The sequence below is a fragment of the Streptomyces sp. NBC_01429 genome (assembly GCF_036231945.1).
In the GTDB taxonomy this organism is placed as follows: Bacteria; Actinomycetota; Actinomycetes; order Streptomycetales; family Streptomycetaceae; genus Streptomyces.
The window spans coordinates 7575832-7592681 of record NZ_CP109599.1 but is presented as its reverse complement, the minus strand read 5'-3'; the positions used below and the strand labels follow the sequence as shown (position 1 = coordinate 7592681).

The following is a 16850-nucleotide window of genomic DNA, read 5'->3' as shown; positions in this document are numbered from 1 at the left end:
GCGGTTCAGGACCGCCCGGCGCCTCGGTACAGGTCGAGTTCGCCGTCCAGCTCCACGGCGAGCACGGTCGCGTGCGCGTCGAGGTCGGCGGCCGGCGGCGGGTCGATCCACAGCACACCGGGCACCTCGTGGAGCCCGCCGGTGACCCGGTGGCCGAGTTCGGTGCCGGTGCCCAGCACGCTCACCCGGCGTACGGGGGTGCGCAGCCCCCGTACGCCGACCGGTCCGCGCGGGATGTCGAAGAGTGTCAGATACAGGGTGCGGGCGTCGGCTGAGCGGGTGCTCGGGCCGTAGTGGTGCCCCGGGGGCAGCCCGGCCACCGTCCCGTACACCGCCTCGGAGTGGGCGGCGATCCACGCCCCGATGCCTTCGAGGCGTTCGACCTGCTCGGCGGGGAGGGTGCCGTCCTCCCTCGGCCCCACCGCCAGCAGCAGATTGCCGCCCGCGCCGATGGTCTCGGCGAGGTAGCGGACCAGCTGGGTGGTGGACTTGTGGTTGTCGTCGTGGTGGCGGTGGCCCCAGGAGTCGTTGACGGTGAGACACAGCTCCCAGGGACCGTCGGGGGCGTCGATCGGCACGCCCTGTTCCGGGGTGGCGTAGTCGCCCTCCCCGAGCATCCGGGCGTTGAGCACACACTCCGGGAGTTCCGCGCGGATCAGCCCGGCCAGCTCACGTATCCGCCACTGCTCCTCCGTGCGCTCCCACTCCCCGTCGAACCAGAGCAGATCCGGCCGGAAGCGCCGGGCCAACTCCCCCACCTGGCCGTCGCGGTAGGCCAGATAGCGGTCCCATGCCGCCGGGTCCTCCTGTCCCTCGTGGGCCTCCGCGTACGGGTTGAACCGCGCCCAGCCGGGTCGGCCCTCGTGCCGCAGGGAGGCGTAGTCAGGGTGGTTCCAGTCGCTGTGGGAGTAGTAGAGGCCCACCCTCAGGCCGTGCTCGCGCAGCGCGTCCGCGTAGGGACCGACGAGGTCGCGGCCCGCCGGGGTGCGCCGTACGACGTCGAGGTCGCCGTGGGCCGTGTCCCACAGCGCCACGCCGTCGTGGTGCCGGGAGGTCAGCACGGCGTAGCGGGCGCCCGCGCGCGCGAACAGCGCGGCCCACTCACGGGGTTGGTAGCGGGCGGCGGTGAAACCGCCGAGCTGGGCCATGTACCGGTCGTGCGGCACGTCGCCCTCGAAGAACGACCAGGACTCCTGGACGCCGTCGACCGCGTAGATCCCCCAGTGGAGGAAGATGCCGAACTTGGCTTCGGAGAACCACGGTTGCATGGCCACGCTCGGCTCCTCTGAAAGGGCGGGGTGCGAGGGGTGTACGGCCGCGACGCGACGCGCCGCGCTCCGCGACGGTGTGCGTCGTGCACGAGGGGATCCTACGTGCGGTTCAGATAGGCCAGGGCGGGGTGCTCGGCCGTGTAGCCGTCGACCAGCCTGCGGGCGATGTTCACCGAGTCCACGAGGGGGTGCAGGGCGAACGCCTTGACGGCGGTGGCGCGCGAGCCGCTCTCGGCAGCGGCGAGGATCTCGCGCTCGACGCCCTTGACGGCGCAGACCAGCCCTGTCGCGTGGTGGGGCAGCGGGGCGGCGGCCAAGGGGTGGGCCCCGTTCGCGTCCACCAGGCAGGGCACCTCGATGACCGCCTCCTCGTCCAGGGCCCGCAGGGTGGTGCGGTTGCGGACGTTGAGGATGAGGGTGGTGCGCTCGTCGAGGGCGATGGCGCGCATCAGGGCGAGGGCGACCTGTTCGTAGCCGCCGGACTCCAGGTCGCTCTCGTCGCGCTCCCCGAGACCGGCGGATTCGCGGTTCTCCGTCATGTAGGTCGCTTCGCGTTCGGCGCGGGTACGGTCCCAGGTGCGCAGGGCGGGGGCGCCGGGCCGGGCCATCTCCTCGTAGAAGCGGGCCTGCTGGTCGCGGAGGAAGGCGCCCCGGGTCTGCTCGGCGTCCTGATAGGCGCGGACCGTCTCGCGGTTGAAGTAGTAGTAGTGCAGGTACTCGTTGGGGATCATGCCGAGGGACCGGAGCCACTCGGGCCCGAAGAGGCGGCCCTCCTCGAAGGAGCCGAGGGCCTCGGTGTCGGCGAGCAGGCGCGGGAGTTCGTCGCGGCCGGCGACGCGCAGCCCGCGCAGCCAGCCGAGGTGGTTGAGGCCCACGTAGTCGATGCCCGCCTCGTCGGGGTCGGCGCCGAGGACGCGTGCCACGCGCCGGCCGAGTCCCACCGGCGAGTCGCAGATGCCGATGACCCGGTCGCCGAGGTGGCGGGACATGGCCTCGGTGACCAGACCGGCCGGGTTGGTGAAGTTGATGACCCAGGCGTCGGGGGCGAGCCGGGCGATCCGCCGCGCGATGTCGACGGCGACGGGGACCGTGCGCAGTCCGTACGCGATGCCTCCGGCGCCGACCGTCTCCTGTCCCAGGACGCCCAGGTCCAGGGCGACGCGCTCGTCGGCCGCGCGGCCCTCCAGGCCGCCGACGCGGATGGCGGAGAAGACGAAGTCGGCGCCGCGCAGGGCATCGTCGAGGTCGGTGGTGACGGTGACGGACGGCGCGTCGGGGACGTCCCCGGCCTGGTCGGCCAGGACCCGGGCGACGGCCGTCAGCCGGGCGGGGTCCAGGTCGTACAGGGTGACGTCGGTGATCCGGCCCTCGGCGTGGTCGCCGAGCAGTGCCCCGTACACCAGCGGGACCCGGAACCCGCCGCCGCCGAGAATGGTGAGCCTCATACCTGGACCTCCGTCGCCCGAACCACGTTCCTACGGGGCCCAGCCTTTCACCAGCCTCCCTCTCGAACGGCACTGGGACACTCGGCACCGCCCCCGGCGCGTCGGGCACAGCGGGTCGGGCACGGCTCAGCGGGTGGCTCCCCGGGTGAAGCCGTTGTAGATGTAGCGCTGGAGGAAGAGGAAGGCGATCAGGGTGGGCAGGATGACCAGGACCGCGCCCGCCGAGATGTTCTCCCAGTGCGCCCCGAAGGGACCCTTGAAGCGGAACAGCGACGTCGAGATGGTGCCCAGTTCCTCGGAGGGCATGTAGAGGAACGGGATGTAGAAGTCGTTGTAGACGGTGATGCCCTTGATGATGACGACGGTGGCGATCGCCGGTTTGAGCAGCGGAAAGATGATCTTCCGGTAGACGGTGAAGGCGTTGGCGCCGTCGAGTCGCGCGGACTCGTCCAGGGAGACCGGGATACCCCGGATGAACTGGAGGAAGATGTAGATCGAGACGATGTCGGTGCCCATGTAGAGGACGATCGGCGCCCAGAGGGAGTCGAAGAGCCCGAAGCTGTTGACGATCTGGAAGGTCGCGACCTGGGTGGTCACCCCGGGCACCAGCGTGGCCACCAGGAACAGCGCGATCACCAGCTTGCGCAGCCGGAAGTGGAACCGGTCGATCGCGTACGCCGTCATCGAGCCGATGACGACCGTGCCGGTGATGGCGAACAGCAGGATGAACGCGGTGTTCCCGAACGCGCTGAGCATCCTGCCGTCCGAGAAGGCCGTCACGTAGTTGCCGAAGTTCAGCGGGTCGCGGGGCGGCGTGAGCGCGCCGCTGCCGTCTGCCATCTCCTTGTCGGTCTTCAGCGAGGTCAGGAAGATGGCGCCGAGCGGCAGCAGCACCACGACGGAGGCCACCACCAGGGAGAGGTACTTCAGTGTGGCGGCGAGACGCGCGCGTGTCCTCATACGAGATCCACCTTGTCGTCCGGGACGAGCCGCCGCTGCACCCAGGTCACCAGGAGAATGATCAGCAGCAGCACGACGGCGGCGGCCGAGGCCAGTCCCGTCTTGTTGAACTGGAAGGCCAGCTTCACGGTCTGGATCACGAACGTCTCGGTGCCGGTGGCGCCGCCCGTCATGATGTACGGGATCTCGAAGACCGACAGGGAGCCGGAGACCGACAGGATCACACTGAGGCTGAGGATCGGCCGGATGCCGGGGGCGATGATGTGCCGGAACTGCTGCCAGCGGTTGGCCCCGTCCAGTTCGGACGCCTCGTACAGCTCTCCGGGGATGGACTGGATCGCGCCGAGGAACAGGACGAAGTTCAGTCCCATGTAGCGCCAGACCGACACCCCGGCCAGCGAGATGTTCGCGGAGGTGGACGTCCCGAGCCAGGCCCGTTCGGTCTCGGCGCCGAACAGCCGCAGGACCGAGTCGAGGGTGCCGCCGTCCTGGAAGAAGTAGAGGAAGACGAAACCGATCGCGACCCCGTTGATCAGGTACGGGAAGAACAGCACACCCTTGAAGAAGTCGCGGAAGCGGGTGTGGAAGCTCAGTACGGTCGCGAAGTAGAGGGCGGCGGCGATCTGCACCACCGACGCGGCGAGGTAGTAGCCGCTGACGAAGAACACCTGGAACAGCTCGGGACGGGTGAAGATGTCGACGTAGTTGTGGACGCCGGTGGCCTTCAGGTCCGGGCTGACACCGTCCCAGTCCGTGAAGCTGTACGCGATCATGTTGATGACCGGCGCGTAGGTGAAGACCACCAGCAGCACCAGCGGGATCAGCATGAAGAGCCAGGGGGTGACCTCCCGCCGCAGCCGGTCGCGCCGGGGGCGCGGGGCGGGGGACGGCCCGGGGCGCGATGCCTGGTCCGGGACCGGGGCGGCGCCGGGGGCGGGACGCCGGAGCGCCCCGCCGCGTACGGTCGGGTCCGTGGTCCGGCGCATCAGGAGCCCGTGGTCCGCGCCGCCTCGGTCCAGCGCTTGGAGAGGTTCCCGAGGAATCCGTCCAGGTCGCCCTTCTTCGCGCCGCGCGCGAGATCGACGAGATCCTGGCGGTAGTCGGGTTTCTTCAGCCCGATCTCGGCGGCGTTGTCGATGTCGTCGACGAGCGCGGCGCGGGCCTGGTCCAGCTCGATGAACTTCACGTTCTTCTCGGTGTACGGCTTGAGGACGTCCGGCAGCGGGGCGCCCTTGAGCGGCGAGAGCGCCAGGTTGTCCGCCGCGTACCCGGACTTCTCGGTGAACCAGTCGATCCAGGCGCGGGCGGCCTCCTTGTGGGCGGAGTTGACGTTCACGGCCTGCGCGTAGTCGGGCGAGGCGACGGCGCAGAACCGGCCGTCCACCTGGGCCGGGAAGGGCATGAAGCCGATGTCGTCGGGGTCGGTCCCGGCCTTCTCGGCGGCGTCCCGGAACTGCGAGACCGCCCAGGAGCCGAGCCACATGGTGCCGATCCGCCCCTTGGCCAACTGGGGCTTGGATCCTTCCCAGTTGGTGGTCGACGGGTCCTTCTCGACGAGCTTCTCGCGCACCATGTCGTACAGCAGGGTATCGATGGTGCGCAGTTCGGAGCCCTTGGCCCAGGGATCGTGGTCCACGAGGTCGTTGTTGGCCTGGATCGCGCAGCCGACCGATCCCATGGCGGTGGTCCACTGGGTGAGCGGCCACATGTCCTTGAAGTTGGTGTAGTACGGGACCGCGTCGGTCCTGGCCTTGATCGCCTTGAGGCCGGTGAGGAACTCGGCGGGGGTGGTGGGCCAGTCGGTGATCCCCGCGTCCTTCCACACCTTCTTGTTGTAGAGGAAGCCGGGGGCCACCCCGATCGGGCTCTGCCCGTAGACCTTGCCGCCCACCGTGGTGAAGGCGGTGAACTGGAACTTCTCCCCGCGTTCGGCCTGGGTGCCCAGGGAGGCGAAGAACTTGGGGTAGTCGTTCTTCTTGATGGCACCGGGGATCATGAGGACGTCGCCGTAGTTCTTGGTGTTCATCCGGATCTTGACCTCCCCCTCGTAGTCGGTGATGCCCTCGAACTTGACGGTCACCTTGGGGTAGGTCTTCCGGAACTCGTCGGCGTACTTCTTCATCGTGCCGTCCTGCACCCAGTCGGTGCGGTGGGTCAGGACGGTGATCGTCCCGGAGACCTTCGCCGGGTCGGCGGCGGCCTTCGCGTCCGCGCCCTCGGAGCTGGCTCCGCTGCCGGTGCAGCCGGAGACCAGCAACGCGGCGGCGGCCAGCAGCGCCACGGCACCGGTCGTCCGTAATCTGTGTAACGTCATGAGGGCCCTCTGCTCGGTGGAACGGCGACGGGGAACGGCCGGTGGTGGTCCGCGCACCTTCCGACGCCGTGAAATTAAGGGCGCGGGAAAGCGAGTGTCAATGCCGGTGCATTGCCTTTCTCGATTTCCCCGTTAAACGATGTACGCACTCGGGCTACGATCCGGTGTCCGACGCCGAACGCCCGCTTCCGTTGAACGCGTGTCGAATACGCGTCGAATACGCCGGACTTCCCGGCCGACCGGGACATCCGTACCCGGAGAGAAAAGCGAGGCACGCCACCGTGAAGCGACCCACCATGAACGACATCGCCCGCCGGGCCGGAGTCACCAAGGGCGCCGTCTCCTTCGCGCTCAACAACCGTCCGGGGGTCTCGGAGCCGACCCGGCGGCGGATCCTGGCGATAGCCGAGGAGCTGGGCTGGCAGCCCAACAGCGCGGCCCGCGCGCTGTCCGGCGGCACGGCGGGGGCGTTCGGGCTGGTCATCGACCGTCCCGCGCACACGCTCGGGCTGGAGCCCTTCTTCATGCAGCTGATCTCCGGCATCCAGTCGGAGCTGATCACCGATGCCACCCCGCTGGTCTTCACCATGGCCGAGGACCAGGCGGCGGAGATCGCCCTGTACCGGTCCTGGTGGGCGAGGCGCCGGGTGGACGGTGTCTTCCTGGTGGACCTCCAGGCCGAGGACGCCCGGGTGCCGGTGCTGGAGGAGCTGGGGATGCCGGCGGTGGTGATCGGGGCGCCGGTGGGCACGGGCCGGCTGCCCGCCGTCTGGAGCGACGAGGGGGCGGCCGTCACCACGGTGGTCCGGCACCTGGCCGGTCTGGGACACCGGCGGCTGGCCAGGGTCGGCGGCCCGGCCCGGCTGCGCCATACGGCGATCCGTACCGCGGCGTTCGACGCGGCGGTGGCCGAACTGGGCCTGACCGGACGGACCGTGGAGGCGGACTACAGCGGAGAGCGGGGGGCGGCCGTCACCCGCGAGCTGCTGGGCTCGCCGGAGCGGCCCACCGCGATCGTGTACGACAACGACGTGATGGCCGTCTCCGGCCTGACCGCCGCCCACTCCATGGGACTGCGGGTGCCCGCCGATGTCTCCGTCGTGGCCTGGGACGACTCGGCCCTGTGCGAGCTGGTCGATCCGCCGCTGACCGCGCTCAGCAGGGACATCGCGGCCCACGGGGCGCATGCGGCGCGACGGCTACGGGAGGCGGCGGGCGGGCGGGCCGTGGGGGATCTGGAGGACCCGGCGCCGCGCCTGACGGTCCGGGGGAGCGTCGCGGCGCCGCCCGCGTAGCCGCGTCCCCCTGTGTGGCCGGGCCGACTCGTGGCCGGGCCGCCTTCGTCACCGCGCCGTTTTCGGGGAGACGGGCTCCCCCCGCCCACTCGTCCGCGAGATCCCTAAACCGGTTTACCGCCGCGTTCGCGGGCTTGACGCTAAACCGGTACAGCGTTTGACTGTTCGGCGCACGGCACGCCCGTCCGCAACGGGCCGCGCGCTCCTGTCCTTTTCGTCTTGTCGTCCCGCCCCGTGTCACCGTACCGAGGGAGATTTCACAGATGCCGCGTCCCGCTGCCCGGATTTCCGTCGGCGACCGCCCCGTCACCTGGATCGGCGCCAATTTCTGGTCGCGTACCGGCGGCCCGCTCATGTGGCGTTCGTACGACGGCGAGGTGGTCGACGGGGAGCTGCGGGTGCTGCGCGACCACGGGCTCAACATGACCCGGTCGTTCTACTACTGGCCGGACTTCATGCCCGAGCCCGACCGGATCGACGAGGAGCTGTGCGCCCGCTTCACCGACTTCCTGGACCGGCACCACGCGCTCGGCATGACCACGGTGCCCACCTTCCTGGTCGGCCACATGTCGGGCGAGAACTGGGACCCGGCGTGGCGCAACGGCCGTGATCTGTACACCGATGTGTGGCTGGTGGCCCGGCAGGCGTGGTTCGCCCGGGAGATGGCCGGCCGGTTCAAGGACCATCCGGCGGTCGCCGGCTGGCTGGTCTCCAACGAGATGCCGATCTACGGCAGGGAGGGCGCGACCCGCGAGGAGGTCTCCTCCTGGGCACAGATCGTGGTGGACGCGGTACGGGCGTCGGGCGCGCCGCAGCCGGTCTCGCTGGGCGACGGCGCCTGGGGGCTGGAGAACTCCGGTCATGACAACGGCTTTCGGCTGCGGGACAGCGCGGCGCTCACCGACTGGCTGGGTCCGCACGTCTACCGCATGGAGGACGATCCGGTCCGCCAGCACTACGCGGCGGCGTGGGTGTGCGAGCTGACCGGAAGCTTCAACAGGCCGGTGGTGCTGGAGGAGTTCGGGCTGACCTCGGACTTCGCTTCGGGTCCGCACGCGGCCCGCTACTACCGCCAGGCGCTGCACAACAGCCTGCTGGCCGGGGCCACCGGCTGGATCGCCTGGAACAACACCGACTACGACGCGCTGCGCGAGCAGCCGCCGTACTCGCACCACGCCTTCGAGATGCACTTCGGGCTGACCGACGCCGCCGGAGCCCCCAAACCCCAGCTGCGCGAGGTGCGTTCGTTCGCCGAGACGCTGGAGCGGATCGACTTCGACCGCTGTTTCCGGCCGGACACCGACACCGCGCTGGTCATCTCCTCGTACCTGGACACGCTCTACCCCTTCACCCGGGCCGAGGACCGCTCCTATGTGGAGCGCACCGGCCGGCAGGCGTGGATCACGGCCCGGCTGGCGGACGCGCCCGCGAGTGTGGTGCGGGAGAGCGACGGGATCGCGGACGGCCACCGGCTCTATCTGCTGCCCTCCACCAAGCAGCTGCTCTCGTCCGGCTGGTACCGGCTGGAGGAGCTGGCCAGGGGCGGCGCGACGGTCTACGTGTCGTACTCCCCCGGCGCCCACGACGAACAGCGCGGGCCGTGGTACGCGCACCTGGACCAATTCTTCGGGGTGCGGCACCAGTTGGAGTACGGACTGGTGAACCCCATCGAGGACGACGAGGTGACGCTCACCTTCGGCCGCTCCTTCGGCACGCTCGGCGCGGGCGACACACTGCGCTTCCGCACGGCGGGCACCGACAGCAGCCGGGTCTTCCTGCCGGTGGAGGCGGACGGCGCCGAGGTGCTGGCCACCGACGGCCGGGGGCGGCCCGCGCTGCTGCTGCGCGCGGTGGGCGCGGGCAGTGTGGTGCTGTGCGTCTATCCGCTGGAGCACATGGCCTCCGTCACCCCGCGCGTCAATCCGGACGATTCGGTCCCGCTGTACGACGCGCTGGCCGCGCACGCGGGCGTGCGCAGGCCGGTGACGGTGGCGGACCCCCGGGTGGCGGTCGATCTGCTGGAGCACGAGGACGGGCACCGGTACGTCTGGCTGGTGAGTCAGGGCCGGGAAGAGGTACGGGTCAAACCGGCCGTCGCGGCCGGGCTGCGGCTGACCGGGCCGGACGGCGCGCCGGCCGACGAGGTGGTCCTCGATCCGTACGGCGTGCGGGTGTTGCGGCTGTCCGGCGACCGGCGGATTGCCGCGTCCCTGGCAGGACATCGCCGAGACGGAACCGGCGGGACCGTCAGCCCCTCACGGAGATCCCTCCCTGCTCACCCTCGCGTCCGGCCTCCCTCCCTGTCGTCGCCGGGTCGGCAGCCGTACGGTGTGCCGCGGCGCGGTGGGCGATCGTGAGCGCTCCGGCCGCGAGCAGCGCGAGAGCCATCAGCAGGGCGCTGACCCACAGCGGCGCCCGGAAGCCGAAGCCCCGGGCGATCGCGAGCCCGCCGAGCCAGGGCCCGAGCGCGCCGCCCACGTTGAACGCGGCCGTGGCGAACGCCCCGGCCAGGGTTGGGGCGCCGGGGGCCCGGTGGAACACCCGAGAGATCAGGGCGGTTCCGGTGCCGAAGGCGAGCATCCCCTGGACGAACACGAGCACGATCGCCGCCACCGGGGCGGCGGCGGCCAGCGCGAGCGCGACCCAGCCGACGGCGAGCGACACCAGGCCGACGCCGACGAACACGTCGGCCCGCGCCTCGGTGATCCGGCCCGCGACCGTGACGCCGACGAAGGAGCCCACCCCGAACAGCGCGAGTACGGCGGGCACCCACGCGGAGCCCAGCCCGGTGACCCGGGTGACCAGCGGCTCGAAGTAGGAGAACGCGCAGAACGTGGCGCCCTGGACGAGCGCGCTCATCAGCAGCGTGAGCAGCAGCCGGGGCCCGGCCAGCTCCCGCAGCTCCCCGCGCGCTCCGGCGCCTGCGGGCTCGGGCCGTTCGGCGGGAACCGCCCTGACGATGGCGAGGACGGCCGGTACGGAGATGAGCGCCACGGCCCAGAAGGCCGCCCGCCACCCCCACCGCTCCCCCAGCAGCGCGCCGGCCGGCACGCCCGCCACGCAGGCGACAGTGACCCCGCCGACCACGACGGAGGTGGCGCGGGCCCGGAGCGCCGGAGGGACCATGGCGACCGCGGCCGCGAGCGCGACGGCCCAGAACCCGGCGTTCGCCAGCGCGGCCACGATCCGGGTGGCGAGCAGCACCCCGTACCCGGGAGTGAGGGCGCCGACGACATGGACGGCGATGAAGACGACGAGGAAGACCAGCAGCGCGCGACGGCGCGGCCAGCGGCGGCTGAGCGACGCCATCAGGGGCGCGCCGAGCACCATCCCGATCGCGAACGCCGAGGTGAGCAGTCCGGCGGCCGGAATGGACACCCGCAGATCGGCGGCGATGCCCGACAGGAGTCCGGACAGCATGAACTCCGAGGTGCCCTGGGCGAAGACCGCCAGACCGAGCACGTATACAGCGAATGGCATGAGGAAACCCCAACGACGGCTGAAATGGACCGACTGAGCGACAGCGGGTGGGGTGGGGAGGTGTGCCGCGCCCGCTCGACAGGTACCGAGAACTCGGCTCCGAGCGGCTACACGGCGGAAGGTCCGGTGATCTCACGGACCTGGATCGCACCCGGGCCGAACGCGGTGAACGGCGTTCGGGTGCGAGGGTGACCCACCCCTGGGGCGATCCGGTGGCGGCCGCGCGGAAATCCGCCACGGCCTCGGCCCTGTCTGACAAATAGCGCCGTCCGCCCGGAGGGCGGGGCTCGCGGCGTCTGGCGTGTGCGATCGCAAGGCGGAGGGTCGTCCTCGTACTGGACGTACTTGGACGAGCCCGACAACGCGGCGAGCGTGCGTGCCAGGCGTCGCGAGCCAGGCGGGATGTGTCAGACAGGGCGGAGGAGGCGCGCGGCGTCAACGCGACGGGGGATCGGCCACCGGTCGTCCGGTGGCTAGAGTCTGCTGGCCTCGGGGCTGGACATGGCCGCGAAGTTATCAGCCCGGATCGCGTCCGCGCCACCCGTCGGGGGCACGTGTGCCGAGCGGTCCTCCGGAGTGCGCGAGGCGGCCGGCGCCCGCGCCGTCTGCCGCGCCCTCAGGGTGCCGGGGCGAAGCCGCCGCCGACCTCGGCGGTCAGGCCGGAGCCGGCCGCCTTCGCGGAGTAGGCGTCGTCGGCGGCGTCCCGGCCGCCCTCGGCGTGGTCGTACTGTCCGGCGAAGACGTGTTCGCCGGCCGGTACGGTGACGCCGTCCTTGAGTGTCCAGCGGTAGACGAGCGCGCCGGCGGGGCCGGTGGTCACGGAGACCGTGAAGTCCTCCTCGGGCAGCGACCGCCAGGAGCCGGTGTCCCGCACACCGCCGGTCTGCGCGACGCGCAGTTCCACGGTGAGCGAGGTCAGCGGCCGTTCCGTCCCGATGGTGATGTTGCTCTGCGCCCAGTAGGTGTTGCTGTTCGGATCGACCGAGCCGTCGGAGCGGAGATAGCCGTCCCGCGCCGCCGGGGAGTCGGGGCGGGTCGTGGCCGCCGGGGGCGGGGCCGCGGAGTGGGGTGTCCCGGAAGGGGCGTCAGGCCGGCCGGAGGCGCTGCGTACGGGGGCGGAGGGGCTCGCCGGGGGGCGGCTCGCCGTCGGGGACGGCGAGGCGGCGCTCGGGCTCGGGGCGGACGACGGGCGCGCCGGTTCCGGGGTGGTCGCGACGGTGAGCGGCCGGTCGTCCTTCGTGGCGGAGACGACGGCGAACGTCCCGGCTCCCAGCGTGCCGACCGCGACCGCCGTCACGGCGGCCACCCGCAGCCACGGCGCCGGACGGTGCGCGGGCGGCCGGGCGGACGCGGTCTCCGGGTCCGACATCCCCCGCTCGATCCGGGCGAGCATCCGCTCCCGGTCCGGGGTGTGCGTGTGCGCCGTCTCGCGCAGCCCTCTGCGCAGGTCGTCCATCAACCCGTCCCCTCCGTACGGTCGGAGGCCACCGTACGTCCGGACGGCACCGCGGATCCCGACGGCACCGTACGGCCGGAGGCGACCGCCCGGCCGGAAGCAACGGTACGGCCCGGGGCCACCGTCGCGTACACCCGGCCCGCGGTGTCCGTCTCGCCCGGACCCAGCAGCCGTTCCAGCTCCGCCATGCCCCGCGAGGTCTGGCTCTTGACGGTGCCCACCGATATACCCAGGGCGAGCGCCGTGTCGCGCTCCGAGAGGTCGAGGGCGTGCCGCAGCACCACGCAGGCGCGTTTGCGGAACGGCAGCCGCCGTAACGCGGCTTGGACGTCCAGCACGGCCGGCACGTCGGGTCCGTCGAACCGCTCGCCGCGTTGTGACCAGAAGAGGGAGACGCGGCGGCGCTCCCGCACCGCGCTGCGGATCTGGGAGCGGGCCAGATTGGCCACCACCCCGCGCGCGTAGGCGACGGGGTGGTCGGCGGCCCTGACCCGGTCCCAGCGCCGCCACATCGCGAGCAGGGCGTCCGAGGCCAGATCGTCGGCCGTGCTGGCGTCGCCCGTCAACAGGCAGGCCAGACGCGACAGTTCCGCGTAGTGCCGTTCGAAGAACGCGTGGAATTCGGCAGCGGTGGCGTCGTCGACGACAGTGTCCACGGAGCCGCTCCTTTGTCTGTTCTCACCCGCGCCGGTCGTCCCACCGCCGCGAGGAGCGTGAGCGTAACAGTGTGTTCGGCAAAGACCGTTGTCACCGGCCGCTGGTACGGACCACGAGGGGCGAACACCGGACAGTCCCGCTCCCCCGTGGGGGGAGCGGGACGACGGGGCCCGGCCGGCGGGCACCCCGGAGGCGGGGACCGGCTTTCGGCCGGTCGCCGGGGGTGGCTACCTGTGCGCGAACCATCCCGCCGCCGGCAGCAGCTTGGTGTCGTAGCCGAACAGCGCCTGGTTCTCCCAGGCGTTGCCCGAGGCGGGGTCCTGCGGGTCCCAGCCGCTGCCCTTCACGGCCGTCCACGAGGGCTCCCAGTAGACGACGCCCAGTCCGCGGCCGCCGGGGACCGCCTCGACGACGTTCATCACGTCGCGCAGGTTGGCCGCCTGCCCGGCCGGTGTGGCCGGGTAACCCGCCGCCAGCTGGGAGGAGGTGGCGATGTTGTTCTCCAGGAAGTCACCGTTGGCCAGGGTGTGCGCGTACGCGGTCTCGGCCACCATGACCGGCTTTCCGTAACGCGCCGCCGCGTCGTCCAGATTGGCCTGGAGGCCGGAGAGCGGGCCGTGCCAGTAGCTGTAGTAGGAGAGCGCGATCACGTCGAACGGCACCTGCCGCGACACCGCCTGGTCGAACCACCAGCGGGTGCCCGCGTTGTCACCGCCCTCGGCCAGATGGAGGGCGACCCGGGTGGACGAGGAGACGGCCTTGGCCGCCTGGGCGCCCGAGGTGAGCAGCCCGGCGAGCTGGGTCCAGTTGCTGGTGGAGCCCTCCGGCCAGAGCATACCGCCGTTGATCTCGTTGCCGATCTGCACCATGTCGGCGGTGTTTCCCTGCGCCTTGAGGGCGTTGAGGACGTCGTAGGTGTGGTCGTACACATCGGTGCGCAGCTGGCTGTACGAGTGCGAGGCCCAGGCGGCCGGCTTGGTCTGGTGGCCGGGGTCGGCCCAGCGGTCCGAGTAGTGGAAGTCGACGAGGACCTTCATGCCTTCGGCCTTGGCCCTCTTGGCCAGTGCCAGGACGCGTGTCTTGTTGTTGTAGCCGTCGGCGGGGTTGACCCACACCTTGAGCCGGACGTAGTTCATGCCCGCGCCGCGCAGGATGCCCAGCGCGTTGCCGCTCGCGCCGGTGGCGCTCTGGTAGGTCGCCCCGAACGCCTCGTTCTTGGGGAGGGTCGAGAGGTCCCCGCCCTTGATGGCCAGGCCCGTGGAGCCCGCGGCGAAGGTGAGGTCGTCGAAGTTGGCCCACTCCCCCGCGTGCGCGTCGGAGTTGAGACTGACGGTGCAGTTGCCGCCGCTCACCCGGATGGAGGTGACGATACGGATCCACTGGCCGTTGGGGGTGACCGGGAGATCCGTGCGCTGCTCGGCGCTTCCGCAGTTGCGCAGCGCGATGTAGGCGGAGTTCTGGCCGCCGCTGGAGCGGACCCGGGCGCTGAGGGTGTACGTGCCGTCGCTCAGCCCGGTGAGGGCCTGGTAGGTCTCGACCTTGTACGCCGAGGCCGACCAGTGGCTCAGCCGGCGGTTGCCGCTGTAGCCGCCGCTCTCGGTGAACGAGGCGGCGTTCTGTCCGGCCGCCGAGTAGGTGCCCCAGCCGGTCGGGGTGGCCGTCCCGGTGGAGTCGGCCTCGAAGCCGGGGTTGGTGAGGGTGGACGCGGCCTGTGCCTGCTGGGCGGGCAGCGCGGTGAGGAGGAGTGCGCCCAGGGCGGATATCGCGGCGGCTCTGAGTGGGGTGTGCCAGGAGCGTGGTGCGCGGTGCATCGTCGATGTCCCTTCGACCGGATGCGGGCGGGTGGGGTGGGGATGGTGGTGCCGGGTGGTGCGACGTGCCGAGCGGTGGAGCGCTGTGGGGGGTGGGGCAGGAGGTGGAGCCGGGTGGCGCCGGACGCCGGCCCTCGGCTCAGGCGTCGAGCCGTACGACACGTACCGCGCCCGCCGGTACGCCCAGCCTGCCCGCGGCCCGTTCCCCGGTGAGGAGTTCGGTTCCGTGGGCCGGCAGCGCCACCTTGGCGTCCGTGTCGGAGTGGTTGATGGCGAAGAGGTACTCGCCGTGCTCTCCGCCGCGGCGTACCACCTCGACGTCGCGCGGCAGCTCGGCGCGCGGTGCGAGGCGGGCGTCCTCGGACGCGGCGGCGAGGACGGTGTCGAGGGCGCCGGCGTCCAGCCGGGTGGAGATGTACCAGGCCGTGCCCTCGCCGAGCCGGTGCCGGGTGACGGCGGGCCGTTCGGCGGCGAGCCCGTCGGCGTAGGTCCAGACCGTCTCGGCGCCCTGCGGGACGACGAACTCGGTCCACACGTCCCCGGTCAGTTCGGCGCCGTCGGGCCCGGTGAGGCCGACCCGCTCGCCCTCGCCGAGCGGGGAGAACTCCTCGACGGTCAGCCCGAGGACGTCCCGCAGCGGGCCCGGGTGGGCGCCGGGGTGCACGGCGTCGTGCTCGTCGACGATGCCGGAGAAGTACGAGACGACGAGGGTGCCGCCGTTCTCGACGTACCGGCGCAGGTTCTCGCCCGTGGCCTCGGTCGCGAGGTAGAGGGCGGGCACCACGACCAGGGGGTAGGCCGACAGATCGGCCTCGGGGTGGGCGAAGTCGATGGTCAGGTGCCGGTCGTAGAGCGTCTCGTAGAAGGTGTCGGCCCGCTCGCGCGCGTCGTGGTCCTCGCTCGGCCGCCATTCGAGCCGCTGCGCCCACCAGGACTGCCAGTCCCAGACCATGGCGGCGTCGGCGACCGTCCTCGTACCGCGCACCGTCGCCAGGTTGTCCAGGGCGGCGCCGAGTCCGACGACCTCGCGCCAGACGCGGCTCTCGGTGCCGGCGTGCGGCAGCATCGCCGAGTGGAACTTCTCGGCGCCGCGCCGGGACTGGCGCCACTGGAAGAACAGCGCGCCCTCGGAGCCGCGCGCCACGTGGCCGAGGCTGTTCCTGGCCATCTGGCCCGGCGCCTTGGCGGGGTTGCGGGGCTGCCAGTTGACACCGCTGGTGGAGTGTTCGAGCAGCAGCCAGGGGGCGCCGCCGGCCACGGAGCGGGTGAGGTCGGCGGCCATCGCGAGATTGACGTGGGTGCGCCGGCCGTCGGTGATCAGGTAGTGGTCGTTGGTGACGAGGTCGACCTCGCGGCCCCAGGCCCAGTAGTCGACCGAGTCACACTGGCTGAGGGCGGTCATGAAGTTGGTGGTGACGGGGGCGCCGGGCGCGTGGCGGTGCAGCAGGTCGCGTTCGCGGACGAAGTTCTCCCGCATGGTGGCGTCGGCGAAGCGCGCGTAGTCGAGGCGCTGGGCCGGGTTGCACACGGTGGGGGTGGCGCGGGGTGGTTCGATCTCCTCGAAGGAGGCGTAGCGCTGCCCCCAGAAGGCCGTGCCCCAGGCCGCGTTGACCGCCTCGACGCTCCCGTGGGTGGCGGCCAGCCAGCGCCGGAAGTGCGCGGCGCAGTTCTCGCAGTAGCAGGCGCTGACGGGGACGCCGTACTCGTTGTGGACGTGCCACATGGCCAGCGCCGGATGGTCGGCGTAGCGGCGGGCGAGCAGTTCGGTGATGGTGGCGGCGGCCTCGCGGTACGCGGGCGAGCTGTGGCAGATCGCGCCGCGCGAGCCGAAGGCGTACCGCGTGCCCTCCCGGCTGACGGGCAGCGCCTCGGGGTGGGCGCGGTAGAACCAGGCCGGCGGGGCGACGGTGGGGGTGCCCAGGTCGACGCGGATGCCGTGCTCGTGGAGCAGGTCGAGGACCCGGTCGAGCCAGCCGAACTCGTAGCGGCCCGGCTCGGGCTCCAGCATGGCCCAGGAGAAGATGCCGACGCTGACCAGGTTGACGCCGGCCTCGCGCATGAGGCGGACGTCCTCCTGCCAGACGGACTCGGGCCACTGTTCGGGGTTGTAGTCCCCGCCGAACGCGAGTCCGTCGAGTCCGTGGGGGGTGGTGTCCGGCAT

The 16850-nt window shown here is 71.7% G+C and carries 11 protein-coding genes and 1 pseudogene; 2 read left to right on the top strand and 10 right to left on the bottom strand.

Annotation, left to right across the window (positions count from 1 at the left end):
- Positions 1 to 5: 5 nt before the first annotated feature.
- The 5 genes and pseudogenes from OG627_RS33490 to OG627_RS33470 all read right to left on the bottom strand — a co-directional run.
- Positions 6 to 1277: pseudogene (locus tag OG627_RS33490) on the bottom strand (alpha-L-fucosidase); the annotation flags it as partial.
- A gap of 92 nt (positions 1278 to 1369) precedes the next feature.
- Complete coding sequence (locus tag OG627_RS33485; protein WP_329071630.1) at positions 1370 to 2716, bottom strand: 6-phospho-beta-glucosidase; 1347 nt, start codon at positions 2714 to 2716, stop codon at positions 1370 to 1372.
- Between the two features lie 126 nt (positions 2717 to 2842).
- On the bottom strand, positions 2843 to 3676 hold the full coding sequence (locus tag OG627_RS33480; protein ID WP_329071628.1) for a carbohydrate ABC transporter permease: 834 nt from the start codon (positions 3674 to 3676) through the stop codon (positions 2843 to 2845).
- On the bottom strand, positions 3673 to 4662 hold the full coding sequence (locus tag OG627_RS33475; RefSeq protein ID WP_329071625.1) for a carbohydrate ABC transporter permease: 990 nt from the start codon (positions 4660 to 4662) through the stop codon (positions 3673 to 3675). Before OG627_RS33475 ends, OG627_RS33480 begins: the two co-directional genes overlap by 4 nt.
- Positions 4662 to 5990: an extracellular solute-binding protein gene (locus OG627_RS33470; RefSeq protein ID WP_329071623.1), complete on the bottom strand. Its 1329-nt coding sequence runs from the start codon at positions 5988 to 5990 to the stop codon at positions 4662 to 4664. The genes OG627_RS33475 and OG627_RS33470 overlap by 1 nt, the downstream gene beginning before the upstream one ends.
- A gap of 281 nt (positions 5991 to 6271) precedes the next feature.
- Between OG627_RS33470 and OG627_RS33465 the strand changes: the two genes are divergently transcribed.
- Complete coding sequence (locus OG627_RS33465) at positions 6272 to 7285, top strand: LacI family DNA-binding transcriptional regulator (RefSeq protein ID WP_329071620.1); 1014 nt, start codon at positions 6272 to 6274, stop codon at positions 7283 to 7285.
- A 263-nt stretch (positions 7286 to 7548) separates the two neighbouring features.
- On the top strand, positions 7549 to 9642 hold the full coding sequence (locus OG627_RS33460; protein ID WP_329071618.1) for a cellulase family glycosylhydrolase: 2094 nt from the start codon (positions 7549 to 7551) through the stop codon (positions 9640 to 9642).
- On the opposite strand, the gene OG627_RS33455 is transcribed toward OG627_RS33460, so the two are convergent.
- The 5 genes from OG627_RS33455 to OG627_RS33435 form a co-directional block, all read right to left on the bottom strand.
- Positions 9533 to 10765 carry a Cmx/CmrA family chloramphenicol efflux MFS transporter gene (locus tag OG627_RS33455; RefSeq protein WP_329071616.1) on the bottom strand — a complete coding sequence of 411 codons (1233 nt, stop codon included), beginning with the start codon at positions 10763 to 10765 and terminating at the stop codon, positions 9533 to 9535. The two genes, OG627_RS33460 and OG627_RS33455, sit on opposite strands and share 110 nt — an antisense overlap.
- 616 nt (positions 10766 to 11381) lie before the next feature.
- Entirely contained in the window at positions 11382 to 12221 is an 840-nt protein-coding gene (locus tag OG627_RS33450) for a hypothetical protein (RefSeq protein WP_329071614.1), read from the bottom strand.
- The gene (locus OG627_RS33445; protein ID WP_329071612.1) at positions 12221 to 12877 is read right to left on the bottom strand and encodes a SigE family RNA polymerase sigma factor; all 657 of its coding nucleotides are present in this window, start codon (positions 12875 to 12877) and stop codon (positions 12221 to 12223) included. The genes OG627_RS33450 and OG627_RS33445 overlap by 1 nt, the downstream gene beginning before the upstream one ends.
- A gap of 228 nt (positions 12878 to 13105) precedes the next feature.
- Positions 13106 to 14689: a glycoside hydrolase family 53 protein gene (locus tag OG627_RS33440; RefSeq protein ID WP_329071610.1), complete on the bottom strand. Its 1584-nt coding sequence runs from the start codon at positions 14687 to 14689 to the stop codon at positions 13106 to 13108.
- A gap of 139 nt (positions 14690 to 14828) precedes the next feature.
- Positions 14829 to 16850, bottom strand: coding sequence for a beta-galactosidase (locus tag OG627_RS33435; protein ID WP_329071608.1), 2022 nt, complete (start codon positions 16848 to 16850; stop codon positions 14829 to 14831).